The organism is Streptomyces sp. ICC1 (assembly GCF_003287935.1).
Taxonomy (GTDB): Bacteria; Actinomycetota; Actinomycetes; order Streptomycetales; family Streptomycetaceae; genus Streptomyces; species Streptomyces tritrimontium.
The window spans coordinates 4,710,502-4,735,019 of sequence record NZ_CP030287.1 but is presented as its reverse complement, the minus strand read 5'-3'; the positions used below and the strand labels follow the sequence as shown (position 1 = coordinate 4,735,019).

18 protein-coding genes are annotated in these 24,518 nt (G+C 73.3%); 10 read left to right on the top strand and 8 right to left on the bottom strand.

Annotated elements, in window-relative coordinates:
• Nucleotides 1-54: 54 nt before the first annotated feature.
• Complete coding sequence (locus tag DRB96_RS22270) at nt 55-795, top strand: YwiC-like family protein (protein WP_239516152.1); 741 nt, start codon at nt 55-57, stop codon at nt 793-795.
• Nucleotides 796-798: 3 nt separating this feature from the next.
• Here DRB96_RS22270 and DRB96_RS22265 read toward each other — a convergent pair whose 3' ends face one another.
• Together DRB96_RS22265 and DRB96_RS22260 are read right to left on the bottom strand one after the other, a co-directional pair.
• Complete coding sequence (locus DRB96_RS22265) at nt 799-1,671, bottom strand: GNAT family N-acetyltransferase (RefSeq protein WP_112450040.1); 873 nt, start codon at nt 1,669-1,671, stop codon at nt 799-801.
• 41 nt (nt 1,672-1,712) lie between these two features.
• Entirely contained in the window at nt 1,713-4,505 is a 2,793-nt protein-coding gene (locus tag DRB96_RS22260) for a lysylphosphatidylglycerol synthase transmembrane domain-containing protein (protein WP_239516151.1), read from the bottom strand.
• 158 nt (nt 4,506-4,663) lie between these two features.
• On the opposite strand from DRB96_RS22260, the gene DRB96_RS22255 reads away from it, so the two are divergent.
• The 3 genes from DRB96_RS22255 to DRB96_RS22245 all read left to right on the top strand — a co-directional run bounded on the left by DRB96_RS22255 (nt 4,664) and on the right by DRB96_RS22245 (nt 12,945).
• The gene (locus tag DRB96_RS22255) at nt 4,664-5,020 is read left to right on the top strand and encodes an MGMT family protein (RefSeq protein WP_239516150.1); all 357 of its coding nucleotides are present in this window, start codon (nt 4,664-4,666) and stop codon (nt 5,018-5,020) included.
• A gap of 222 nt (nt 5,021-5,242) precedes the next feature.
• Nucleotides 5,243-8,851 (top strand): ATP-dependent DNA helicase, encoded by a 3,609-nt coding sequence (locus DRB96_RS22250; protein WP_204358057.1) that lies wholly within the window; start codon nt 5,243-5,245, stop codon nt 8,849-8,851.
• Between the two features lie 47 nt (nt 8,852-8,898).
• Nucleotides 8,899-12,945, top strand: coding sequence for a glycoside hydrolase family 6 protein (locus DRB96_RS22245; RefSeq protein ID WP_112450038.1), 4,047 nt, complete (start codon nt 8,899-8,901; stop codon nt 12,943-12,945).
• Between the two features lie 167 nt (nt 12,946-13,112).
• Here DRB96_RS22245 and DRB96_RS22240 read toward each other — a convergent pair whose 3' ends face one another.
• The 4 genes from DRB96_RS22240 to DRB96_RS22225 form a co-directional block, all read right to left on the bottom strand.
• Nucleotides 13,113-15,155, bottom strand: coding sequence for a kelch motif-containing protein (locus DRB96_RS22240; protein ID WP_112450037.1), 2,043 nt, complete (start codon nt 15,153-15,155; stop codon nt 13,113-13,115).
• A 3-nt stretch (nt 15,156-15,158) separates the two neighbouring features.
• A complete protein-coding gene (locus DRB96_RS22235) occupies nt 15,159-16,958 on the bottom strand; it encodes a cellulose synthase catalytic subunit (RefSeq protein ID WP_239515967.1) in 1,800 nt (599 codons plus the stop codon).
• Nucleotides 16,959-17,213: 255 nt separating this feature from the next.
• Entirely contained in the window at nt 17,214-17,510 is a 297-nt protein-coding gene (locus DRB96_RS22230) for an MTH1187 family thiamine-binding protein (protein WP_112450035.1), read from the bottom strand.
• A complete protein-coding gene (locus DRB96_RS22225; protein ID WP_112450034.1) occupies nt 17,507-17,851 on the bottom strand; it encodes a DUF3817 domain-containing protein in 345 nt (114 codons plus the stop codon). Before DRB96_RS22225 ends, DRB96_RS22230 begins: the two co-directional genes overlap by 4 nt.
• Nucleotides 17,852-18,000: 149 nt before the next feature.
• On the opposite strand from DRB96_RS22225, the gene DRB96_RS22220 reads away from it, so the two are divergent.
• From DRB96_RS22220 to DRB96_RS22200, 5 genes are all read left to right on the top strand, one after another.
• Nucleotides 18,001-18,639, top strand: a complete 639-nt coding sequence (locus tag DRB96_RS22220) for an AIM24 family protein (RefSeq protein WP_112450033.1) — start codon at nt 18,001-18,003, stop codon at nt 18,637-18,639.
• Nucleotides 18,639-19,289 (top strand): AIM24 family protein, encoded by a 651-nt coding sequence (locus DRB96_RS22215; protein WP_112450032.1) that lies wholly within the window; start codon nt 18,639-18,641, stop codon nt 19,287-19,289. Before DRB96_RS22220 ends, DRB96_RS22215 begins: the two co-directional genes overlap by 1 nt.
• Nucleotides 19,290-19,300: 11 nt before the next feature.
• Entirely contained in the window at nt 19,301-20,104 is an 804-nt protein-coding gene (locus tag DRB96_RS22210) for an AIM24 family protein (RefSeq protein WP_112450031.1), read from the top strand.
• 76 nt (nt 20,105-20,180) lie between these two features.
• Nucleotides 20,181-20,657, top strand: a complete 477-nt coding sequence (locus DRB96_RS22205; protein WP_112453636.1) for a MarR family transcriptional regulator — start codon at nt 20,181-20,183, stop codon at nt 20,655-20,657.
• A gap of 210 nt (nt 20,658-20,867) precedes the next feature.
• On the top strand, nt 20,868-21,458 hold the full coding sequence (locus DRB96_RS22200) for a PepSY domain-containing protein (protein WP_112450030.1): 591 nt from the start codon (nt 20,868-20,870) through the stop codon (nt 21,456-21,458).
• Between the two features lie 191 nt (nt 21,459-21,649).
• On the opposite strand, the gene meaB is transcribed toward DRB96_RS22200, so the two are convergent.
• Both meaB and DRB96_RS22185 read right to left on the bottom strand, forming a co-directional pair.
• Nucleotides 21,650-22,645 carry a methylmalonyl Co-A mutase-associated GTPase MeaB gene (gene meaB / locus DRB96_RS22190; RefSeq protein WP_112450029.1) on the bottom strand — a complete coding sequence of 332 codons (996 nt, stop codon included), beginning with the start codon at nt 22,643-22,645 and terminating at the stop codon, nt 21,650-21,652.
• 99 nt (nt 22,646-22,744) lie between these two features.
• Nucleotides 22,745-23,941, bottom strand: coding sequence for an acetyl-CoA C-acetyltransferase (locus tag DRB96_RS22185; protein ID WP_112450028.1), 1,197 nt, complete (start codon nt 23,939-23,941; stop codon nt 22,745-22,747).
• 136 nt (nt 23,942-24,077) lie between these two features.
• Between DRB96_RS22185 and mce the strand changes: the two genes are divergently transcribed.
• Nucleotides 24,078-24,506, top strand: a complete 429-nt coding sequence (gene mce / locus DRB96_RS22180) for a methylmalonyl-CoA epimerase (protein ID WP_112453635.1) — start codon at nt 24,078-24,080, stop codon at nt 24,504-24,506.
• The last annotated feature ends 12 nt before the right edge of the window (nt 24,507-24,518 follow it).

Below are 24,518 nucleotides of genomic sequence, written 5' to 3'. Positions count from 1 at the left end.
AATTACGGCTCCGAATGCCAATTTCCGAATTCCGTCGAGCGAAAGGCCGGGAACGTGCCGCCGAAGAACGCCTCCTGGATCCCGGACCAGCACGGGGCGTGGGCGATGCTCACCGTGCCGTTCCTCGCGGGCACGTTCCTCTCCCCGCACCCCGGCCCGCGGCACGCGGCGCTCCTGGCGGCCTGGCTGCTCGGCTACGCCGCGGTCTTCCACGCACAGCAGTGGCTGCGCCTGCGCAAGGTCGCGGCGCGGCGTCCGGCGGTGGCCCGGCGCCACGTCCGCCCGGCACTCGTCCTCGGCGCCGCGAGCGCGCTCGCGGGCATCCCGCTGGTGGTGCTGCACCCCTGGCTGCTGCTCGCCGGTGCGGCGGCGGCGCCCTTCCTCGCGGTGAACACCCGGTACGCCTCCCGCAACCGCGAGCGGGCCCTGGTGAACGGGCTGGCCGCGGTGGTCCCGGCGTGCGGGATGCTGCTGGTCGCCGCGCGGCTGGGCGGCGGCGGCCTGCCGTGGGCGCCCGCCGCCGCCTGCCTGCTGTACTTCGGGGGCACGGTGCCGTACGTGAAGACGATGATCAGGGAGCGCGGCTCCCGTACGCACCTGTGCGGTTCCGTGGCCTGGCACGCGGCGGCCGTGCCCCTGGCGGCCCTGCTCTCCCCGTGGCTGGCGATCCCCTTCGCGGCCTACCTGGCCCGCGCGGTCGCCCTGCCCGGGCGCGGGGTCAGGGTGCCGGTGGTCGGGGCGATCGAGCTAGCCGCCTCGGCGGGCCTGCTCACCGCGCTCCTGCTGGTCTTCTGACCGTCAGAGCGCGCGCGAGCGGATCTCGTCCAGCACGGCGAATCCGGTGCTGTCGTACAGGCCCATCGCGACCTTGTTGCCGCCGAAGACGTTGAACATCATGGCCTCGTCCCCGCCCTGCCGGGTGGCCCACTCGCCCACCGCCATCGCCGCCCGGCCGTAGCCCTTGCCGCGGTGCTCCTCGTACACCTCCAGCGAGAAGCCGAAGGTCACGCCCGGCAGGAACCCGTGGTTGACCCAGCCCGTGCCGATCACCTGACCGCCGGCCTCCAGCGCGTAGAAGGCGTGCCCCGGGGTCCGCATGCCCCGCGGCAGGAAGCGGGCGAAGTCCTCGTCGGACTTGGCTTTGGCCTGCTCCGCGGTCAGGGCTCCGGCCCGGACGATGTCCGCGACGTACGCGGCCTCCTCGCCGGCGTACCAGCCCGGGTACTCCGCCTCGGTGAGCGGGCGCACCGTCAGGCCCGCCGGCAGCCCGGGCCGCTCGGCCGCCGCCCGCATCCGGTTCTGGCCCCGTACGGGGTAGTCGGCGAAGGCCGCCGCTCCGGCTCCGCCGGTGAGCCGGACCTCCACCCGCCGGGCGCCCTGCCCGGCGCACCAGCGCTCGGCCCACGCGCGTCCGGCCGCCGCGCCCCCGGCCACCGCCGTCAGATCGTGGATCCGGCCGACGGCCGCCCCGCCGTCCCCGTCCACCCCGACCGCGATCCACCCGGTGCCGTCGGTGGCCACCGTCCAGTCGTCGATCCCCTTCAGCGCCTTGTCCAGCAGGGCCCTGGCCAGCGGCTCCGAGCAGCCCGCGGCCCGGTACCCGCAGAGCACCCGCTCCTCGAAGCCTTTGCGCCACTCGGCCCGGTCCGCGACGATCCGTATCCCGTTCATCCGGCCACCCTAGGCAGGGTCACCGACAGGACTCCAAGGCTTTAGATCGCTTCCTTGCGCGTCAGGAAGTTGAACGAGATCCACCCCGGCAGCACCGGCAGCCAGAACGTCATCACCCGGAACAGCAGGACCGACGCCGCGGCGACCTGCCCGTCCAGCCCCGCCGCGATCAGGCCCAGCGTCAGCGTGGTCTCCACCGCGCCGATGCCGCCCGGGGTCGGCGCCGCCGAACCGAGGGCGTTGCCCGCCAGGAAGACGACCGCGATGCTCGCGTAACTGATGGCCTCGCCGCCGCCGAAGGCGCGGATCGAGGCGTCCAGGCACATCACGAAGCAGCCGGTCAGCAGCAGCATCCCGCCGATGCCCGTCAGGAGCTTCTGCGGCCGCTGGAGCACGTCCAGCATGCGCGGGACCACTCCGGCGAACAGCGCCCGTACCCGGGTCGCCACGAACTTGCGCAGGAACGGCACGGCCGTGACCACCAGCACCAGCACCGCCACCGTGAGCAGACCCGCGATGACCGTCCTCGACGGGGTCATCTCCGGCGTCTTCTCCGTCCCCGTCAGATAGCCGAAGGACAGCAGCAGCAGGATGTGGCTGGCCAGGCCGAAGAGCTGCGAGGCGCCGACACTGGCCACCGCCAGCCCCGGCCGGATCCCCGCCCGCTGCAGGAAGCGGGTGTTCAGCGCGACCCCGCCGACCGCCGCCGGCGCCACCAGCTTCACGAAGGATCCGGCGACCTGCGCCAGTACCGTCCGCAGGAACGGCACCCGCTCGGGCACGAAGCCCAGCAGGCTCATCGCCGCGGCGAAGTAGGTCAGCGCGGAGAAGCCCAGCGCCGCCCCGACCCAGCCCCACCGCGCGTCGCTGATGGTCGTCCCGAAGTCCACGTGCGCGAGCTGCGTGATCAGGAAGTACGCACCGAAGGCGCCCGCGATGAACGACACCAGGGTGCGCGGCCGGATCCGCTCCAGCCGGGCCGGCTCCACCGGCGCCTGCGGGCGGATCAACAGCACCTGCTGGCGGATCTGGCTCAGCAGGTCCTCCTCGCGGGCCCCGTCGAGCGCATCGTCCAGCGCCTTCTTCTCGGCCTTGCGGTCGGCCGCCGAGCGCGCCGCGGACGAGGCGGAGTCGGCCCCGCGCGCCGCCTTCGCCGCCCGCGAGGACTCTAGTACCGCTTCCCGCTCCCGGTCCGCTCGCTCCCGCGCGAGCCTGCGCAGCGTCGCCCGGGTGGAGCGGCTCAGCGCGATCGGCTGGAGCAGCGGCAGGCAGTCCGCCACCGCGTCCGGACCGAGCACCGACACCGCCGAGGCGACCGAACGCTCGGCGCCGACCCGCAGGCCGAGGGTGGTGAGCAACTGCGCGATGTCCATGCGCAGCACGAGGTCGCCGGCCGCGATCTCGCCGCCGCGCATGTCGGTCAGGGTGATGGTGCCGGTGGTGCCGGTGCCGGAACGATCCACCACCAGGGCGTCCCCGGTCAGCCGCCGGTGCGCGATCCGCCGCGACTGCAGCGCCCGTACCTGCTGCCACGCGTTGCGGCTCAGCTCGTCGGTGATCTCCTCGTCGGCCAGCTGGTCCAGGCTCCGGCCGCCCAGGTGCTCGTAGACGAGCATCACGGCGTCCGGGCCCAGCTCGGAGGTGGCGATGAGCTTGGGCGCGTTGGCCCCGGCGGCGATGGCCGCGTACGCGAGCAGTGCCTCCTGCTCCAGGGCCTGGCGCAGCGACTGCAGGCTGCGCCGGGTGGTGATGCCGCGCAGCGTCAGCCGGCGCCAGACCCGGTAGTAGAAACCGTGGGCCTGCTGCTCCCGGTCGACGACGGTGACGTCGAGCGGCGGGCCGTCCTCCAACGTGACGTGGTAGCGCCGGCCGCGGTCGCTGACATCCGTGCTGTCGGGCCCCTCGGGGGACTCGGCCCGCATCGCGCTGACCGGCTGGAAGCCGACCCGGCGCAGCCCGGCGAGGAGGTTCTGCCCGGTGGGCCGCACGTTCGGAGAGCCGACCGCGTACAGCGTTCCGTACGCGACGCTCCAGCCGATCAGCACGGTCAGGACGATCGAGAAGGGCGTGGTGTAGCCGCTGACCAGCATCGCGAAGGCGTCCAGCAGCAGGACCACCCACAGCGCGACCCGCCAGCGCGGCCGCCGGGTCATCCCGACCGCCGTCATGTACGCGATCACGGGCGCGAGATAGCCGTGCACCGGGTCGGTGAGGGCCCCGCCGGCTCCGGTGGGGCGGGTCAGGGCGTCCTGGATGGTCTCGGAGGCCGCTTGGGAGACCCACAGGTCGGTGGCGAGGGTGACGCCGTGCGCGAGGACGGCGGCGAGCACGCCGTCGGCGATGCGCAGCCCGTCGCGTTTGATCAGCCGCTCGATGGCGAAGGCCACCGGCACGAGGAGCACGGCGATGCTGGACACCAGTCCGGCGACCTTGATCAGCATGTCCGGCGCCTGGCCGGTGCCGTCGCTGATGTCCTGCTCCAGACCCGCGGTGGTGCGCTGGGCGAAGGCGGCGATGCCGAGGACCAGGGCGATGCCCAGGATGCCGACGAGGAGCCGGACGAGGTCGGACGGGCGGTGCACGCGGGCGGCCAGCAGCGGTTCGTCCACTTCGACCTGGTCGACGGCGGCCGGCGTGTGGTCGTGCGGGGCCGCGGGCGCCGGGGAGCCTGTGGGGCCTGTGGGGCCTGTGGGGCCCGTGGGGCCCGTGGAGTCCGGGTGGCCCGGCGAGTCCTCGGCCGCGGGGTCCCCGGCCGCGGGGTTCTCGGGGCCCTTGGTGTCTCCGGCGCCCGTGGAGTCCCCGGCGTCTCTGGAGTCTCCGTCCGGAGGACTCACACCCTGCTCCCTTCCCGTCACTGCCGTCTCTTTTTGATCACGTATCACGCGTCACCGCCCGGAAGATGGTGGCACGGACCGGCGGCCGACCGGGGCATCAGGGTGCGAGCCGGTACGGAACCCGGGCTTCCACACCCGTGCCCGTCCCGTGCGGCACCATGGGCCGAATGAGCGAAGAGCTGCCCGCGTACGCGGAGCGGGTGCTGGAGGCGGCCGAGCGGATTCCGCCCGGCCGGGTGATGACGTACGGCGACATCGCCGAGTGGCTCGGCGAGGGAGGCCCCCGCCAGGTCGGCCGCGTGATGGCGCTGTACGGGGGAGCCGTGCCCTGGTGGCGCGTGGTGCGGGCGGACGGCCGCCCGCTGCCCGGCAGTGAGGCGCGCGCGCTGGAGCACTACCGCGCCGAGGCCACCGCGCTGCGCCTGACCGGTGACGGCGAACCGCGCCTCGACATGCGGCGGGCGCGCTGGGACGGGCACGGCGGGGACGCAGCGCGGGACGAAGGTCACATCTGACAGCTTCGGCCATGTGCGGCCCGAACGGGCGGTCGAAGGGACGTCCGAAGCCCCGTACGAGGGATGCGTGGGACCGGATGGCACTGCGCGGGGCGCGCGGGTTGCCGTAGCGTTGCCTCTTCGGCTCCGGCCGGCACCACCGCGACGCCCGCAGACCCACCAGGACCGGCACCCCACGTGAACACCTCTTCCTCCGACGGCCACCGCTCCGAGCGGCGGCGCATGCGGACCCCCGACGCGTACCGCCTGGTGCGCACCGGGCCGCAGCGGGTGGATCCCCCTGTGCTGGACGCAGCACAGCGCGCGGTGGTTGACCACACGGGCGGCCCGCTGCTGGTGCTCGCCGGACCGGGCTCCGGCAAGACCACCACACTGGTCGAGGCCGTCGCCGCCCGCGTGGAGGCCGGCACCGACCCCGCCCGCGTCCTGATCCTCACCTTCAGCCGCAAGGCCGCGGTGGAACTGCGCGACCGGACCGCCCTGCGGCTCGGCGGCGCCCGCGCCCCGCAGGCCACCACCTTCCACTCCTTCTGCTACGGACTGGTCCGCGCCCACCAGGACACCGACCTGTTCGCGGACCCGCTGCGGCTGCTCTCCGGTCCGGAGCAGGACGTCATGGTCCGCTCCCTGCTGGAGGGCCAGCGCCGGATCCGCCCCGGCGCCGCCATCCGCTGGCCGGACGACCTGCGGGCCGCGCTGACCACGCGCGGTTTCGCCGACGAGGTCCGCGCGGTGCTGGCCCGCGCGCGCGAGCTGGGGCTGGGACCGGCCGCCCTCTCCGACTTCGCCTCGCGCCTGGGCCGCCCGGACTGGAAGGCGGCCGCGGCCTTCCTCTCCGAGTACCTGGACGTCCTGGACCTCCAGGGCACCCTGGACTACGCCGAACTGCTGCACCGCGCCGTGCTGCTGGCCGAGCGCACGCCCGAGGTGTCCTCCCTGTACGACGTGATCTACGTCGACGAGTACCAGGACACGGACGCCTCGCAGCTGCGGCTGCTGCGCGCGCTGGCCGGTCCGGCCGGCCGGCTGACCGCCTTCGGCGACCCGGACCAGTCGATCTACGCCTTCCGCGGCGCCGACATCAACAACATCCTGGACTTCGAGACCTCCTTCCCGGGCGCGGCCGTGCGGGCCCTCACCGTCTCGCGCCGCTCGTCCTCCGTGCTGCTGGCCGCCACCCGGCAGCTGACCGCGCGCATGCCGATGCCGCGCCTGCCCTCGGCGGCGGTACGGGCCCACCGCGCGCTCGCGTCGACCCGCGAGGGCGGCCGGGTCGAGGTGTCCACCTACCCGACCGCGGGCGCGGAACTCGACAACATCGCCGACATCCTGCGCCGGGCCCACCTGGAGGAGGGCGTGCCGTGGCAGGACATGGCCGTCCTGGTCCGCGCGGGCGGCCGCACCCTCCCGCAGATGCGCCGCGCGCTGATCGCGGCGGGAGTCCCGGCCGAGACGGACGGCACGGACACCCCGCTGCGCCACGAACCCGCCGTGGCCCCCCTCCTGACGGCCCTGCGCATCCTCGCGCTGACCGGAGCGGAAACCGCCCCGGGGCCGGAACCGGCCGCGAAGCCCTCCGAACCCGCCGAGCCCTCCGAACCCGCCGAGCCGGCCGAACCCTCCGAACCCGCCGAGCCGGCCGAACCCGCCGAGCCCTCCGAAGCCGCCGAGGGGGCCGAAGCCGCCGGGTCCGCCGAGCCAGCAGAGCCGGCCGAAGTCGCCGGGTCCGCCGAGCCGGCCGAAGCCGCCGAGCCCGCCGAGGGGGCCGAAGCCGCCGAGCCGGCCGGGTCCGCCGGGCCGGCCGGGTCCGCCGGGCCGGCCGGGTCCGCCGAGGCGGCCGGGGCGGGCGACGCCGCCGAGGGCGCGGAAGCCGCCGGGCCCGCCGACGCCGACCGGGCGCCGGACCCGGCCGACGCGCCCGCCGACGCCGACGCCCGGGACGAGGGGTGGATCGGGGTCGAGGCCGCGCTCGTCCTGCTCGCCTCGCCGCTCGGCGGCATGGACTCCGCCGACCTGCGCCGCCTCGGCCGCGCCCTGCGCGACGAGGAGCGGGCCGCCGGGATCAAGACCCCCGCCCCCTCCGACGTACTCCTCGCCCGCGCCCTCGCCGAGCCCGAACGGCTCGTCGCGCACGACCCCTCCTACGCCCGCGGAGCGCAGCGCCTCGGCCTCCTGCTGCGCAAGGCCCGCGAACTCCTCGCCGGCGGCGGCACCGCCGAAGAGGTCCTGTGGACCCTCTGGGACGGCACCCCCTGGCCGCAGCGCCTGGAGCGCGGCGCCCGCCGGGGCGGGCCCGGCGGCCGCAACGCCGACCGCGACCTCGACGCCGTCTGCGCGCTCTTCGACACCGCCGCCCGCGCGGAGGAGCGCACCGGCGGAGCGGGCGCGCTCAACTTCCTCGAGCAGCTCGAAGCCGAGGACATCGCGGGCGACACCCTCACCCCCCGCGCCACCCGCCGCGAGGCCGTCCGCCTCATGACCGCGCACCGCTCCAAGGGCCTGGAGTGGTCCCTCGTCGTCGTCGCCGGCGTACAGGAAGGGCTCTGGCCGGACCTGCGCCGCCGCGGCTCCCTCCTCGAAGCCGACCGCATCGGACGCGACGGCCTCGCCGAGCCCCTCACCCCCGGCGCGCCCCTCTCCGAGGAGCGCCGCCTCTTCTACGTCGCCGCCACCCGCGCCCGTGACCGCCTCGTCGTCACCGCCGTCAAGGCCCCCGCCGACGACGGGGACCAGCCCTCCCGCTTCCTCACCGAGCTCGGCACACCCGTCAAGGACGTCACCGGACGCCCCCGCCGCCCCCTGGCGGTCCCCGCGCTCGTCGCCGAGCTCCGCGCCACCACCGTCGACCCCGCCGCCTCGCCCGCGCTCCGCGAGGCCGCCGCCCGCCGCCTCGCCCGCCTCGCCGTGCTCACCGACGACGAGGACCGCCCGCTCGTCCCCGCCGCGCACCCGCAGCGCTGGTGGGGCCTGTACGAGCCCACCCGCAGCAGCGTCCCGCTCCGCGACCGGGACCGCCCCGTCGCCCTGTCCGGCTCCGCCCTGGACCAGCTCGCCAACACCTGCTCCCTCCAGTGGTTCCTGGGCCGCGAGGTCAAGGCCGACGCCCCCTCCACCGCCGCCCAGGGCTTCGGCAACGTCGTCCACGTCCTCGCCGACGAGGTCGCCTCCGGCCGTACCCCCGCCGACCTCGCCGTCCTGATGGAACGCCTCGACACCGTCTGGGACTCGCTCGCCTTCGACGCCCCCTGGAAATCGCGCCAGGAGAAGGACAACGCCCGCGCCGCCCTGGAGCGCTTCCTGCGCTGGCACACCACCGACCGCGGGGGCCGGGCGACCGTGGCCACGGAGCACGACTTCGACGTCACGCTCGAAGCGGGCGAGTACGCCGTCCGCGTCCGGGGCTCCATGGACCGCGTCGAGGCGGACCCGCAGGGCCGCGCGTACGTCGTCGACTTCAAGACCGGCAAGTCCGCGCCGACGGCCAAGGAGGTCGACCGCCACCCGCAGCTCGCCGTCTACCAGCTCGCCGTGCGCGAGGGCGCCGTCGACGAGGTCTTCGAGGGACTGCGCCCCGAACCGGGCGGCGCCGAGCTCGTGCAGCTGCGCCAGGGCGCCGCCCAGCGCGAGGGCGGCGACACGGTCCCCAAGATCCAGGCGCAGCAGGCCCTGGAGGGCGGCTCCTCCGGGGAGTGGGTCGGCGACCTCCTCGCCACCGCCGCCGGCCGGGTCCTGGAGGAGCGCTTCGCCCCCGTCCTCGGCAAGCACTGCGACCACTGCTCCTTCCGCAACGCGTGCAGCGCCCGTCCCGAAGGCCGCCAGACGGTGGAGTAGTCCGGCCGACGGCGGGGAGTGTCGGTGCGGGCGGCTAGCCTTTTTACGTGTCCGCGCGTCCGCCCGCCCCTCCGGTACTCACCGATCCCGAGCAGCTCAAGGAGCTCCTGGGGATCCCCTTCACGCCCGAACAGATGGCGTGCGTCACGGCCCCCGCGGCCCCGCAGGTCATCGTGGCCGGCGCCGGATCCGGCAAGACCACCGTCATGGCCGCCCGCGTGGTGTGGCTCGTCGGCACCGGCGCGGTCGCGCCCGAGCAGGTCCTCGGCCTGACCTTCACCAACAAGGCCGCCGGCGAGCTCGCCGAGCGCGTGCGCGGGGCCCTGGCGCGGGCCGGCATCAGCGATCCGGACCCCTCCCCGGCCGAGGCCGACTCGGCGGGCGGCGAGCCCCGCATCTCGACGTACCACGCCTTCGCCGGACAGCTCCTGAAGGACCACGGCCTGCGCATCGGGCTGGAGCCCAGCGCCCGGCTCCTCGCCGACGCCACCCGCTTCCAGCTCGCCGCCCGGGTGCTCCGCGAGGCCCCCGGACCGTATCCGGCGCTCACCAAATCCCTTCCCGACCTGGTCAGCGACCTGCTCGCGCTCGACGGGGAGCTCTCCGAGCACCTCGTACCGCCGGAGCGGCTGCGCGCGTACGACACGGAGCTGCTCTCCGTCCTCGCCGGCACCAAGCTGAGCAACGAGGACCTGCGCAAGGTGCCCGAGGCCGTGCGCGGCCGGCTCGAACTGCTGGAACTGACCGAGCGCTACCGCACCGCCAAACGATCCCGCGACCTCCTCGACTTCAGCGACCAGATAGCCCTCTCCGCACAGCTCGCCACCACCCGGCCCGAGGTCGGGGCGCTGCTGCGCGAGGAGTTCCGCGTGGTGCTGCTCGATGAGTACCAGGACACCTCCGTCGCGCAGCGACTGCTGCTGTCCGGGCTGTTCGGCGCGGGCACCGGGCACGCGGTGACCGCCGTCGGCGACCCCTGCCAGGCCATCTACGGCTGGCGCGGCGCCTCCGTGGCCAACCTCGACGACTTCCCGGAGCACTTCCCGCACGCCGACGGCAGCCCCGCCACCCGCTTCTCCCTCAGCGAGAACCGGCGCAGCGGCGGCCGCCTGCTCGAGCTGGCCAACGAGCTGGCCGCCCCGCTCCGCGCGATGCACGAGGGCGTCGAGGCCCTGCGCCCCGCGCCGGGCGCCGAGTACGACGGCACGGTGCGCTGCGCCCTGCTGGAGACCCACGCGCAGGAGCTCGACTGGCTCGGCGACTCCGTCGCCCACCTGGTCCGCACGGGTACGGAGCCGCGCGAGATCGCCGTCCTGTGCCGCTCGGCCGGGGACTTCGCGCGCATCCAGGCGGTCCTGGTCGAGCGGGACGTCCCCGTCGAGGTGGTCGGGCTCGCCGGGCTCCTCCACCTCCCGGAGGTCGCGGACCTCGTCGCCGTCTGCGAGGTCCTCCAGGACCCGGGCGCCAACGCCTCCCTGGTCCGGCTGCTCATCGGGCCGCGCTGGCGGATCGGCGCGCGGGACCTGGCACTGCTGGGCCGCCGGGCGCGCACGCTGATCGCCCGCGGGCCGGGCGGCGAGGGCGACGCCGACGACCGCCTGGCGGCGGCCGTGGAGGGCGTGGACCCGGCGGAGATCGTGTCACTGGCCGATGCGCTCGAAACGTTCCTCGACGGCTCCGGATCCGGTTCCGGTTCGGGCCCGGGCTCCGGTTCGGGCTCCGGCCCCGACGAGCTCCCCTTCTCCGCCGCCGCCCGGGTCCGGTTCGCCCACCTCGCGCAGGAGCTGCGGGACCTGCGGCGCTCACTCGCGGACCCGCTGATGGACGTACTGCACCGGGTGCTGTCGGCGACCGGCCTCGATGTGGAACTGGCCGCGTCCCCGCACGCGCTGGCGGCCCGCCGCCGGGAGACCCTGTCGAGCTTCATGGACGTGGCGGCCGGCTTCGCCTCCCTCGACGGCGAGGCCTCCCTCCTGGCCTTCCTGGCCTTCCTGCGCACGGCCGCCCAGTACGAGAAGGGCCTGGACCACGCGCTGCCCGGCGGGGAGAACACGGTCAAGGTGCTCACGGCCCACAAGTCCAAGGGCCTGGAGTGGGACGTGGTGGTGGTCCCCGACCTGTGCGCGGGCTCCTTCCCCAAGGAGAAGGCCCCGGAGGCCTGGACCTCGTACGCGAAGGTCCTCCCGTACGCCCTGCGCGGGGACGCGCCGACCCTGCCGCCCGCCCCGGAGTGGACCTCGCAGGGCATGAAGGCCTTCAAGTCCGCCCTCAAGTCCCACAAGGCCGTCGAGGAGCTCCGCCTCGGCTACGTCACCTTCACCCGGCCCCGCTCGCTCCTCCTGGCCTCGGGCCACTGGTGGGGTCCGACACAGAAGAAGCCGCGCGGCCCCTCCGCCTTCCTCTCCGCGCTGTACGACCACTGCGTGTCCGGCCACGGCGAGATCGAGGCCTGGGCCGACACCCCGGAATCCGGCGCCGAGAACCCGGCCCTGGCCACCGAGTCCACCCCGGACACCTCCTGGCCCCTCCCGCTCGACCCCGGGTCCCTGGCCCTGCGCCGCGCGGCGGCGGCCCTCGTCGAATCCCACCTGACCGCCGCGGCCGCCTCCCCACGGGCGCCGGCGTCGACGCAGGCGTCCCCGTCCCCGTCCCCGTACACGTCCGCGTCCCCGGACGAGGACGGCTACCTCTGGCCCCCGGACTGCGAGGACCCGGCGTACGAGGAGGAGCCCGCCTGGCCGGACCCCGGCCCCGCCGACGACGACCTCCGGCCCGAGGCCGCTCCCGCCGACGACGGCGCCGGCGACCTCTGGCCGCGGGCCCCGGCGCCCGCCGGGCAGGACCTGTGGCCGCAGGCCCGGGACGAGGCCCCGGCGGAGCCGCGCCCCGCCGCGCCGGCCGGCCTCACCCCGGAGGACGCCCGCGCCATCGCCTCCTGGGACCGCGACCTCGACGCCCTGGAGGGCGAGCTCCGCCGCGCCAGGGCCGCCGTCCTCGCCGTCGAGCTCCCCTCCGCGCTCTCCGCCAGCCAGCTGCTCCCCCCCGCCGCCCACGAGCAGGGCTTCGTCCGCCACCTCGCCCCCCCCATGCCCAAGCCCCCCCAGCCCGCCCCGCCCCCCGCCCCCCGCTTCCCCGTCCTCGCCCTCGCGGCGGCGACGGCCGCGGGGCGGACGGGGGGCCCGGATCCCGGCTCCGCGGCCGTCGGCATCGTCGACGAGTCCCCGTTCTGGGTGGACCCCCAGAGCGACGCCGCCCGGCAGGTCGCCGCCTGGGAGGCGCAGGGCCGCAACAGCGACGCCCAGGTGCTGCGCCGGATCTCGGACCGGCCGATGGCCCTGTGGGGATCCGGGGACGATCCCGGCCCCGAGATCCGCCGGGCCCGCGCGAGCGCCCGCGCGGCCGGCCGCACCCTCGTCCTCACCGCGTACAACATCCCGTACCGCGACTGCGGCCTGCACTCGGCCGGCGGAGCCCGGGACGCCACCGCCTACCGCCGCTGGATCGGTGCCTTCGCCGACAACATCGCGGACACGAAGGCCCTGGTCATCCTGGAGCCGGACGCGGTCCCGCACATGGTCGACGGCTGCACCCCGGCCGGCCACCACGGCGAGCGCCTCCAACTGCTCTCCGAGGCCGTCGACCGGCTCAAGCGCAACAAGAACACCAAGGTCTACCTGGACGCCGGCAACCCGGACTGGATCCCTGACCCCGGGAAACTGGTCGGCCCCCTCTACAAGGCCGGGCTGGAGCGCGCCGACGGCTTCTCCCTCAACGTCTCCAACTTCCAGCCCAGCGCGGCCGGCCGGGAGTACGGCGCCGCGATCTCCGAGGCCGCCAAGGGGAAGCACTTCGTCATCGACACCAGCCGCAACGGCGAGGGCCCGCTGCGCGGCAGCCGGCAGGAGTCCTGGTGCAACCCGCCGGGCCGGGCGCTGGGCACGCCGCCGACCGACGTGACGGGCGACCCGCTCGTGGACGCGTACCTCTGGATCAAGCGGCCCGGAGAGTCCGACGGCCCGTGCCGCGGCGGCCCGCGGTCCGGCACCTGGTGGCCGGACTACGCCCTCGGCCTGGCCCGCCGCTCCACGGACTAAGTCGGCCTAGTGCTGTGGCCGGAAAGGTTTGCCGGGTCGCGGTGTTCGGTGCGGTGCATCGCAAGGCGGAGGACCACGCCTCGTACTGGACGTACCGGTGTGGTCCGACAACGCGGCGAGGTGCCGTGCCGGGCGCCGCGACCCGGTGAACCTTTCCGGTCACAGCACTAGCCTTGCGGGGAGCGTGGCGACCGGTCCCTCGGCGAGCCCATCCAGCCGTCCCCGGACTCCGGCTCCGCGGCGGGTGCGGGAGCCTCCCGCACCCGGACCCACTTGGCCACCGACGGGGTCCCGTCCGCGTCGGTCACGAAGAGCATGTACCAGCCGGGCGGAACCAGCGTCGGGTCCTTCGGCACGGTGACCGTCACCGCGCCCGCCGTCTTCGCCAGCCCGAGCTCGACCGACCGCTGCTCCACGTCCGTGGTGTGCGTGACGGCGCTCGGCCGCATCAGCCGGGCCCGCTCGATCCGCTCCGCCCCCGGCGCCTCGAAGGTGGCGGAGCCGCCGAGCCCGACCTCCTCGGGCCCCTTCCCCAGCACCGGCCGCAGCGCCGGGTCCCGGTGGAGGTAGGGCGGGGTGTACACCTCCAGCCGGTGTTCGAACCTGCCCAGCCTGGTGTTGTCCTTGTCCGCGAAGAGCGGGTCGGAGCCGAAGGTCGCCACCCGCCCGTCAGGCAGCAGCAGCGCCTCGGAGTGGTAGTTGCGGCCCACCGTCGGGTCGGCCGCGGGCACGAAGGTGTCGGTGCGCGGGTAGTAGAACTGCGCCTTGCGGATGTCGCTCGCGCCGCGGCCCCGGTAATCGGCGGAGCCCCCGGTGGTGAAGACGGAGTCGTCGGGCAGCAGCACGCTGTTGAGGTAGCGCACGCCGCGGGGCAGCCGGGCGGTCGAGCGGAAGACCGGGGTGTCCTGCTTGAGGTCCACGACCGCCGTCCGGGCCGTCGCCAGCCCGGACTCGCCGACCCCGCCGCCGCCGAGCACCATCACCTTCTGGTCCTGGGCCGGGGCCAGCAGCACGGACGAGGAGGTCTCCAGCTGGTCCGGGTCGGCCAGTCCGGCGACCTTGCGGAACACGTTCGTGCGCAGGTCCCACACCCCCGGCTCGCGGCCCTTGTCCTTGGGGCCGTAGCCCGCGTTGGACCCGGTGTAGAGCAGTTTGCCGCCCTGGGTGAGGAAGAGGGACGGGTAGGTCGGGAAGTAGCGGAAGGGCCCCTTGCTCCACTTCTTCGTCCGCGGGTCGTAGTACTCGTTGTCGCCCGGCACGACGTCGCCCACGTCGTTGAGCCCGGACACGGCGAGCACCCGCCCGTCCTCCAGCCCCACCAGCGTCGGGTACCAGCGGGCGTCCCTCATCGGGTCGACGGGGACGTACTTCTCCGCCACCGGGTCGAACTCGTAGGCGGACTTGATGCCCTGGAAGTCCTGCTTGTCGGCGCTGAGCCGCTCGGCGAGCCCGTAGACGTTGCGGGCGTCCCCGCCGGTGAGGCCCGCCACCGCGTACTGCGCGGCCTGGGTCGTCAGCCCCGCGGCGCCCTCCTCCACGGCCTCGACGAAGACCCTGGCCTCGGCGGCCACCACCTTCGTCTGCCACGGCATCATCCGCCCGCCGCTCCCGTAGGCGATCTCGAACCGCCGGGTGGCCTTGGGGACGGAGACCTCGAACTTCGAGACGTACTCCACGCCGGACGGGGACCGGAAGACGGTCCCCTTCGGCAGTCTCACCGCCTTGTCCGGGCTCTCGTTCTTGACCCGCATGCGGCCGCCCCCGCGGGTCACCTTCCCGCCCAGCACCTCGTAGCGCGCGGTCCCGCCCGCGACGAGCAGTTGTCCGTCGGGCAGCTGGCTGTGCCCGGAGCAGAAGAAGTCCTCCGGGGTCGGGATCTTCTTGAAGGTGTCGTCCGCCGGGTCCCACAGGACGGTGGAGAAGGTGCCCTTGTCGAAGTTCCTCTGGTCGTTGCCGGAGCCGGCGATCAGCAGCACCTTGCCGGTGCGCAGCAGCGCCGCGTGCATGGCGTTGATCTTGTACTCGTCGGGCAGCCCGACCAGTGCCCACGAGCCGTACTGCACGCGGTAGCTGGACTGTCCGATCTTGTACGAGTGGTACCTGCCCTCGGCGAAGGAGAGCGCCGCGGGGGCGTTGAGCGCGACCAGCAGGGCGACGGCGCCGGTGCCCAGGGCCGTCTTCCTGAACTGCTTCGAAGGGCGGTGGGCCATGGCTCAGTTCCCTCCCGTGCCCGTCGCGAACGCCGGCTCCGGCTCCCCGCCCGGCTCGGGCTCCCGGCCCGGCTCGGGCTCCCGGCCCGGCTCGGGCTCCCGGCCCCGCGCGGGCCCGGCCGCCCGGGCCCGCAGCACCGTCGCGGCCCACACCGCGGGCGGTGCGAGGGCGACGGCCAGCGCGAGGACCGCCCAGACGCGCATGGCCGCGTGCGTGTGGTCGTAGCGCACGGAGGCCGCGAGCGAGACGGCGAGCACGGCGGCCCACAGCAGGTGGAGGCGGAAGGCCGCCGGGCGGTCGGTGCTGGCGCCGCCGCCCTTGGGGGTGACGATGAAACGGCCCTCGGTGCGCAGCAGCGCCGAGCCGAGGGACTTGAGGTAGACGGGCGCGCAGACCGCGGACATCGCCATGCCGGCCAGCCCGCCGGATCCGGCGGGCTCGTGGGGCGAGACGTTGTGGCGGCGGTTCCACAGGTACAGGCCGACCTGGAGGGCGGCGGCGTCGGTGTAGAGCATCAGCCAGACCTCGGAGGAGACCTGGGTCCCGGAGGCGCCGAACCACAGGTAGAGGACGCAGCTGAGGATGCCGAGCAGCCAGTTGACGGCGGTCATCGGGTAGTAGACGAGCATCAGGGTGTAGTTGAGCCAGCGGCCCGGAGGCATCCGCAAGCAGCCGCGCCAGTACTGCCTCAGCAGGGTCTCGTACGTCCCCCTCGACCAGCGCAGCTGCTGCGTGAAGAAGTCGGTCCACGTGGTCGGCCCCTCCCCCACGGCGAGCACGTCGGGGGTGTAGACGGAGCGCCAGAACCGCCCGGTGGCGGGGTTGCGGCGGCGGTGCAGCTCGAAGCCGGTCGCCATGTCCTCGGTGAGGGAGTCGTAGAGCCCGCCGACCTGCTGCAGGGCCGCGATCCGCACGGCGTTGTTGGTGCCGACGAACATGGGGGCGCCGTAGCGGTTGCCCGCGCGCTGGATCAGGGCGTGGAAGAGGTACTGCTGGGACTCGGCCGCCTTGGTCACGGAGGCGGTGTAGTTGCCGTAGACCTGCGGGCCGACGACGAAGGCGGTGTCGGGGTCGCGGAAGAAGCCGAGCATCCGCTCCAGGTAGTTCGGGAGCGGTACGTGGTCGGTGTCGACGGAGGCGAGGAAGTCGTAGGCGTCGCCGTGCCGGGCCAGCCAGGAGTTGTAGTTGCCGTGCTTGGTCCTCGCCCGGTGCGCGCCCCGGGCGGTGTTCCACTCGGCGACGCCCTTGCGGGTGAAGTGGTGCACGCCGAGCTCCGCGCACAGCTCCTTGGCCCCGGCGTCGTCGCCCTCGTCGAGCAGCCAGACGTCGAGCGGTCCGTCGTGGCGGATCCCCACCGCGCCGCGCAAGGTGGCGGCCGCCATGGCGAGCGGCTCCTTGCCGGGCACGTAGGTGGTGAGGAAGGCGACGCGGGTGCCGGGTTCGGCGGGGACGGGGACCGGGTCCCGGGCGACCATCGTGGCGTGGGCGATCGAGACCACGTTGACCAGCGTGAAGAGCATGATCAGGGCGATGGATCCGAGCATCACGGCGTCGAGCCGGACGAGCCAGCGGTCACCGCCCTCGCGGACGGTCCAGTGGGACGGCCAGACGAGGTAGAGGAGCAGGCCGGCGGCGGCGAGCGGGGCGAGCGTCATGAGGACGACGGCCCGTATTCGGGTGCGGAGCTCTTCGCGCGAGAGCAGGGAGCGGTACTCCACCCGGTAGGCGGCCGTGGGATCCGGCTCCCCGTACGGGCCGGCGAGGAGGCTGTGGGTCTCGTAGTCGAAGGCGTCCGGCGGCACGGTCCCTCCAGTGCTCGAAACCGAGGCGATACCCCCACGTAAGGGGAGTTTCGCGAAGGTGTCGATCTGGATTCGGCCGAGCGGGCGGTTCCGTTTCGTGTCCTCCCGCACAGGGCCGTACGGGTGCCTCGGGCCCGTGTTGGCCCAGGTGTGGCCCCCGAGTGCGGTGATCTTCACCAGCGACCCGGAGGACATCGCCGCATATCTGGCCGTACCGAATCCGACCGATGTGCACGTCCAGGCAGTCTGAGCGCGTCAGCCGGCGGCGAGGTGCCGCTCGACCGTTTCGACCTTCGACGTGAGTCCGTCGGTGACGCCCGGGCGGATGTCGACCTTCATCACCACCGAGACGCGCGGTGCACGCGCCTCCACGGCCGCCACCGCGCGCTTCACCACGTCCATCACCTCGTCCCACTCGCCTTCGATGGTGGTGAACATGGCGTCCGTGCGGTTCGGCAGCCCGGACTCCCGTACGACGCGGACGGCGTCGGCGACGTACTCGCCGACCTCCTCGCCGACGCCCAGCGGGGTCACCGAGAACGCGATCATCATGCGCGGGCCGCCTCACGGGCACGGGCCGCGAGCACGCCCGCCGCCTCGTCGCGCTTGAGCAGCCGGTCGCCGTAGAGCCCGCCGAAGGGCACCAGCGCCAGCAGGAAGAACAGCACGACCTTCTTCAGGGGCCACTTCACCGTGATCCAGACATCCAGCAGGAGCACCGCGTAGATGACGAACAGGATCCCGTGGAGGATGCCGAGCGGCATCATCAGGTAGTCGATGTCCGAGATCCGGCTCAGCACCGACCCGAAGATCAGCAGCGCCGGGAACGACAGCGCCTCCGGTACGGAGATGAGGCGCAGCCGGTGCAGGGCGGAAGCGGTCTTGATGTCCACGGGGAGCCTTCGGGGTGGATGCCGGGGGTCCGTCCCAGTGTCTCAGCCGCCCCGGCCGATCTTGTGGCGGGGCCCGTTCCCGGTGGATCGGGACGGATATCGGCCAACGGGCCCTGTTCGGTCCCGCCCGCTGCGGATAACGTCTTCCCGTGGCTCAGTTCCGACTTCAAGGCAGCAAGGTGCTCGCCGTCGACCTGACCGGGGACGCCGTGAAAGCGAAAAACGGCTCCATGGTCGCGTACGACGGCCAGATGGCCTTCAAAAAGATGACAGGCGGCGGCGAAGGCCTCCGCGGCATGGTGACCCGGCGGCTCACCGGCGAGCAGATGACCGTGATGGAAGTGCAGGGTCACGGCACCTGCTTCTTCGCCGACCGGGCGAGCGAGATCAATCTGGTCGATCTGCAAGGCGACAAGCTGTACGTCGAGTCCAGCAACCTGCTGTGCACCGACTCCGGCCTGCGCACCGGCACGTCCTTCACCGGCCTGCGCGGTGCGACGACGGGCAACGGCCTGTTCACCACGACCGTCGAGGGCAGCGGGCAGGCGGCGATCGTGTCCGACGGCCCGGCGGTGGTGCTGCGCGTCAGCGCCCAGTACCCGCTCTCCGTCGACCCGGGGGCGTACATCGCGCACACCGGCAACCTCCAGCAGTCCTTCCAGTCCGGTGTGAACTTCCGCACGCTGATCGGCGAGGGCTCGGGCGAGTCCTTCCAGATCCGCTTCGAGGGCGAGGGCCTGGTGTACGTGCAGCCCAGCGAGCGCAACACCATCGGGGGCGACGTCTGATGCCGTTCCGCGAGATCAACTCGAAGATGGTCGAGGCCCAGGTCGTACCCGGGCAGAAGATGTACAGCCAGCGCGGCGCGATGCTCGCGTACCGCGGCGAGGTCTCCTTCACCCCGAGCCTGACCGGCGGCCAGGGCGGTGTGATGGGCATGATCGGGCGCCGCGTGGCGAACGAGCAGACCCCGCTGATGGAGGTCGAGGGCAGCGGCACCGTGATGTTCGGCCACGGCGGCCACCACATCCAGGTGATCAGCCTGACCGGCGAGACCCTGTACGTGGAGGCGGACCGGCTGCTCGCCTTCGACGGCACCCTGCAGCAGGGCACGATGTTCATGGGCTCGCAGGGCGGGGTCATGGGCATGGTGCGCGGCCAGGTGAGCGGGCAGGGCCTGTTCACCACCACCCTCAAGGGCCACGGCTCGGTGGCCGTGATGGCCCACGGCGGGGTCATCCAGCTGCCGATCACCCCGCAGCGGCCCGTCCACGTGGACCCGCAGGCCTACGTCGCCCACCACGGCGAGGTCCGCAACAAGCTGTCCACGGCGCTGGGGTGGCGCGACATGGTGGGGCGCGGCTCGGGCGAGGCGTTCCAGCTGGAGCTGTCCGGACAGGGCGCGGTGTACGTACAGGCCTCGGAGGAGAAACTGTGAACTTTGGCCCCGTGACCGCCGGGCCGGGAGCCCCGACGGTCTTCGACCCGTACACCCTGCCGTCCGACGACAACGTCAACGCCTACACCTTCTGCGTGGAGCTCAAGGGGAGCCAGTGGTTCCTGCAGAAGGGCAAGATGATCGCCTACTACGGGCGCATCGAGTTCAACGGCATCGGCCACGGCCGCTTCGACCGGCTGCTGCGCACCAGCTTCCACTCGCCGCTGCACGCGAGCGACTGGGTGGTCGCCGAGGGCCAGGGCAAGATGCTGCTCGCCGACCGGGCCTTCGACGTGAACTCGTACGACCTGGACAAGGGGAACCTGACCATCAGGTCGGGCAACCTGCTCGCCTACGAGCCCACGCTCGCGCTCAAGCAGTCGATCGTGCCGGGCTTCCTCACCCTGATCGGGACCGGGAAGTTCGTGGCGGCTTCGAACGGGCCGGTGGTGTTCATGGAGCCGCCGCTGCGCGTGGACCCGCAGGCGTTGGTGGGGTGGGCGGACTGCCCCTCCCCCTGCCACCACTACGACCACGGGTACATGGCGGGCGTGATCGGGGGCCTGCGCTCGCTGACGGGCATCGGGGGCTCCTCGGGCGAGGAGCACCAGTTCGAGTTCGTCGGGGCCGGGACCGTGCTGCTGCAGTCCTCGGAGATGCTGATGGCGGAGCAGGCGGTCGGGGCCGTGGGCGCCGGAGCGGCCACGGGCAACGCCCAGGGCGTCCCGGGGGCCGGCCAGGGTCCGCTCGGGCAGCTGGGCGTTCCGCGGATGCCGGGGCAGCTGGGTGATCTCCAGCGCCGCTTCGGCCTCTAGGGGCCCCTCCCGTGCCAGGCCGCTCGTAGCTTTGTACGCAATTCAACTTCTTAGGTAGAGTTCTTTCATGGAGACCATCGAGACCGAGACGGCCACGAGCTGGCTGAACGACGCCGAACAGTGCGCCTGGCGCACCCACCTGGACGTCAGCAGACTGCTGATGCACCAGCTGGAGAAGGATCTCCAGCCCTTCGGGCTCACCAACAACGACTACGAGATCCTCGTGAACCTCTCCGAGTCCGAGGACCACCGGATGCGGATGAGCGACCTCGCGACGTCGACCCTGCAGTCCAAGAGCAGGCTCTCCCACCAGATCACCCGCATGGAATCCGCGGGCCTGGTCCGGCGCATGAACTGCGAGTCCGACCGCCGGGGGCTCTACGCCGTCCTCACCCCCGAGGGCATGGAGATGATGCGCAAGGTCGCCCCGCACCACGTGGCGTCCGTGCGCCGGCACTTCATCGACCTGCTCCCGCCGGACGCCATCGCGGCCCTGCGCGCCGCGCTCGGCCCGGTCGCGGACCATCTGCGCGCGGGCCGCGGCAAGGCCTGACCGGGAGCCTGAACCAGGGGCCCGAACCCGGGGCCTGACCCGGGGCCCGAACCCGGGGCCTGACCCGGGGCCCGAACCCGGGCCCGGACGGGCCCGGACGGGCCCGGGGCGCGGTCCTCGGCCGGAGGCCGGAGAATGGGCGGTAACGCTCGCTCGCCGGCCGCCGCCGAGCAACCGTAAGCGCCATGGCCGGCCTGAGGAGGTCAAGCCATGAAGCGCACCCTGTACGTCTCGGCGGCCGCGGCCGCCGCGGTCCTGCTGGTGGCGGGGCCGGTGGCGGCCGCCGTCGCGTCCACCACCGGAGCTGGTGCCGTCTCCGTCTCCGCGCTCCTGCGCGCCGCGGTCGATGCCGACGGGGCCGCCACAGCGGCCCTCAAGAGCCATCCCGGAGTCATCGAGTCCCTCGACAAGGACGGCTCGGTCTGGCACGTGAACGTGATCGGCAAGGACGGCAGCAACACGGAGCTGCTCGTCGACGAACCCAGCGGCACGGTCACCGTCGAGAACACCGACCAGAACGATGACGACGGCGCCGAGGACGCCGCCCTGATCGCCGCGAAGTTCACCGCCCAGGAGGCCATGAAGGCCGCCCTCGCGGCCCACGCGGGCACCGTCTGGTCGGTGAGCTGGGACGACGACGACAACAACGGCAGCGGCACCGAGCGCTACTGGAACGTCGAGGTCAAGACCGCCTCCGGGACGCAGAACGTGCACGTGGACCCGACCTCGGGCAAGGCCACCGCGACCCAGTCCGACTCGGACGACAACAGCGACGAGAACGACAACGACGGGAACAACTGAGCCCCGCTGAGCCCCGCACACGGAAGCCGCACCCCGCGGACGGGGTGCGGCTTCCGTGTGTGGTCAGTCCTCACGGTCAGGCGTTGGGACGCTTTCCGTGGTTGGCCTTCTTCTTCTTGCGGGCTCGCTTCTTGTTGCCGCGCTTCGCCATGAAACCTCCCTGCGTCGGGGCATTCCGGGCGTTCGCCAGTCTATGACCGGCCCGCGGGCTCCGCATCCGGTTCCGCCGGTTCCGTCAGGGTCGCGAGCAGCGCGTCCGAGGCCGCGTACGGATCGAGCTCGCCCGCCGCGACCCGCGCCGCCAGGGCGTCGAGGTGGGCGTCGCCGCGCAGGTCCGCCAGCCGCGCCCGCAGAGCGGTGATCGTGATCGTCTCGACCTCGCGCGCCGCCCGGGCCGTGCGGCGCTCCGCCAGCACCCCGCGCTCGTCCATCCACGCCCGGTGCTTCTCCAGCGCCTCGACCAGCTCGTCGATGCCCGTGCCCCGGGCCGCGACCGTCTTCACGATCGGCGGCCGCCAGTCGCCCTTGCCCCGGGACTCCCCCAGGCTCAGCATGTGGTTCAGCTCCCGGGCGGTGGCGTCCGCGCCGTCCCGGTCGGCCTTGTTCACCACGTAGACGTCGCCGATCTCCAGGATGCCCGCCTTCGCGGCCTGGATCCCGTCGCCCATCCCGGGGGCCAGCATCACCACCGAGGTGTCGGCCTGCGCGGCGATCTCCACCTCCGACTGCCCGACCCCGACCGTTTCGACCAGGATCACCTCGCAGCCGGCCGCGTCCAGCACCCGGATCGCCTGCGGGGCGGCCCAGGCCAGGCCGCCCAGGTGCCCGCGGGTGGCCATGGAGCGGATGTACACCCCCGGGTCGGAGGCATGGTCGGACATCCGCACCCGGTCGCCGAGCAGCGCGCCCCCGCTGAACGGCGAGGACGGGTCGACGGCGAGCACGCCGACCCGCTTGCCGGCCTGCCGGTAGGCGGACACCAGCGCCGAGGTGGTCGTGGACTTGCCGACGCCCGGGGAGCCCGTGAGGCCCACCACGTACGCGTTGCCCGTGAGCGGCGCCAGCGCCGCCATCACCTCGCGCAGCTGCGGGGACGCCCCCTCGACCAGCGAGATCAGCCGGGCGACCGCTCGCGGCCTGCCCTCACGGGCCTGGGCCACCAGCTGGGGGACGTCCACCGCCGTCATACGTGCTGCGCTCCTTCGTTCTCGCGGGTCCCGCGGGTCCCGCGGGTCTCGTACGGGTACGGGTGCGGTCGGGCGGCCGGCCGTCCGGCCGCCCGTCCACTAGGGGACGCGGACGATCAGGGCGTCGCCCTGCCCGCCGCCGCCGCACAGCGCGGCCGCGCCGACCCCGCCGCCGCGGCGCTTGAGCTCCAGCGCCAGGTGCAGCACCACGCGGGCGCCGGACATGCCGATCGGGTGGCCCAGGGCGATGGCGCCGCCGTTGACGTTCACCTTTTCCGGGGTCACGCCGAGGTCCTTCATTGACTGCACGGCGACCGCCGCGAAGGCCTCGTTGATCTCGATCAGGTCCAGGTCCTCGACGCCCAGGCCCTCCTTCTTCAGGGCGTGCAGGATCGCGTTGGACGGCTGCGACTGGAGCGAGTTGTCCGGGCCGGCCACGTTGCCGTGGGCGCCGATCTCGGCGAGCCACTCCAGGCCCAGCTCCTCGGCCTTGGCCTTGCTCATCACGACCACGGCGGCCGCGCCGTCGCTGATCTGCGAGGAGGTGCCGGCGGTGATGGTGCCGTCCTTGGCGAAGGCCGGACGCAGCTTGCCGAGGGACTCCACCGTCGTCTCGGCACGGATGCCCTCGTCCTGCGAGAACACCACGGGCTCGCCCTTGCGCTGCGGGATCTCGACCGGGGTGATCTCGGCCTCGAAGACGCCGTTCTTCTGCGCGGCGGCGGCCCGCTGGTGGGAGGTGGCCGCGAACGCGTCCTGCGGGGCCCGCTCGATGCCCAGGCGGGTGTTGTGCGTCTCGGTGGACAGGCCCATCGGGATGTTCTCGAAGGCGTCGGTGAGGCCGTCGTAGGCCATCGCGTCGAGCATCTCGATGGCGCCGTACTTGAAGCCCTCGCGGGACTTCGGCAGCAGGTGCGGGGCGTTGGTCATGGACTCCTGGCCGCCCGCGACCACGATGTCGAACTCGCCGGCGCGGATGAGCTGGTCGGCCAGGGCGATGGCGTCGAGGCCCGACAGGCACACCTTGTTGATGGTGAGCGCGGGCACGTTCATCGGGATGCCGGCCTTGACGGCGGCCTGGCGGGCGGGGATCTGTCCCGCGCCGGCCTGGAGCACCTGGCCCATGATCACGTACTGGACCTGGTCGCCGGAGATCCCGGCCCGCTCCAGCGCGGACTTGATGGCGAAGCCGCCGAGGTCGGCGCCCGAGAAGGACTTCAGCGAGCCCAGCAGCCGTCCCATGGGCGTGCGGGCCCCGGCGACGATCACTGACGTGGTGTTGTTCGTTCCGGACATGGAGCACAGCCCCTTGAAGATGAGGAGTGAACGAGGGTTTACCCGAATGTACTGAGCGGTACCCGTGCCGTCATCGGCCCGTCAGTGTGATCGCGCGCACGTTGCGTAACCACCTCCGGAGCGCTGCACTGTGTCCATGCTGACAAGAATCGACCACATCGGGATCGCCTGCTTCGACCTGGACAAGACGGTTGAGTTCTACCGTGCCACCTACGGGTTCGAGGTGTTCCACTCCGAGGTCAACGAGGAGCAGGGCGTCCGCGAGGCCATGCTCAAGATCAACGAGACCTCCGACGGCGGCGCCTCCTACCTCCAGCTCCTCGAGCCCACCCGCGAGGACTCCGCGGTCGGCAAGTGGCTGGCCAAGAACGGCGAGGGCGTCCACCACATCGCCTTCGGCACCGAGGACGTCCAGGGCGACTCGGAGGCCATCCGCGGCAAGGGCGTCCGGGTCCTCTACGACCAGCCCCGCACGGGTTCGATGGGGTCTCAGATCACCTTCCTGCACCCCAAGGACTGCCACGGAGTCCTGACCGAACTGGTCACGAGCAACCCCGACCACTGATGTCCCGTTTCC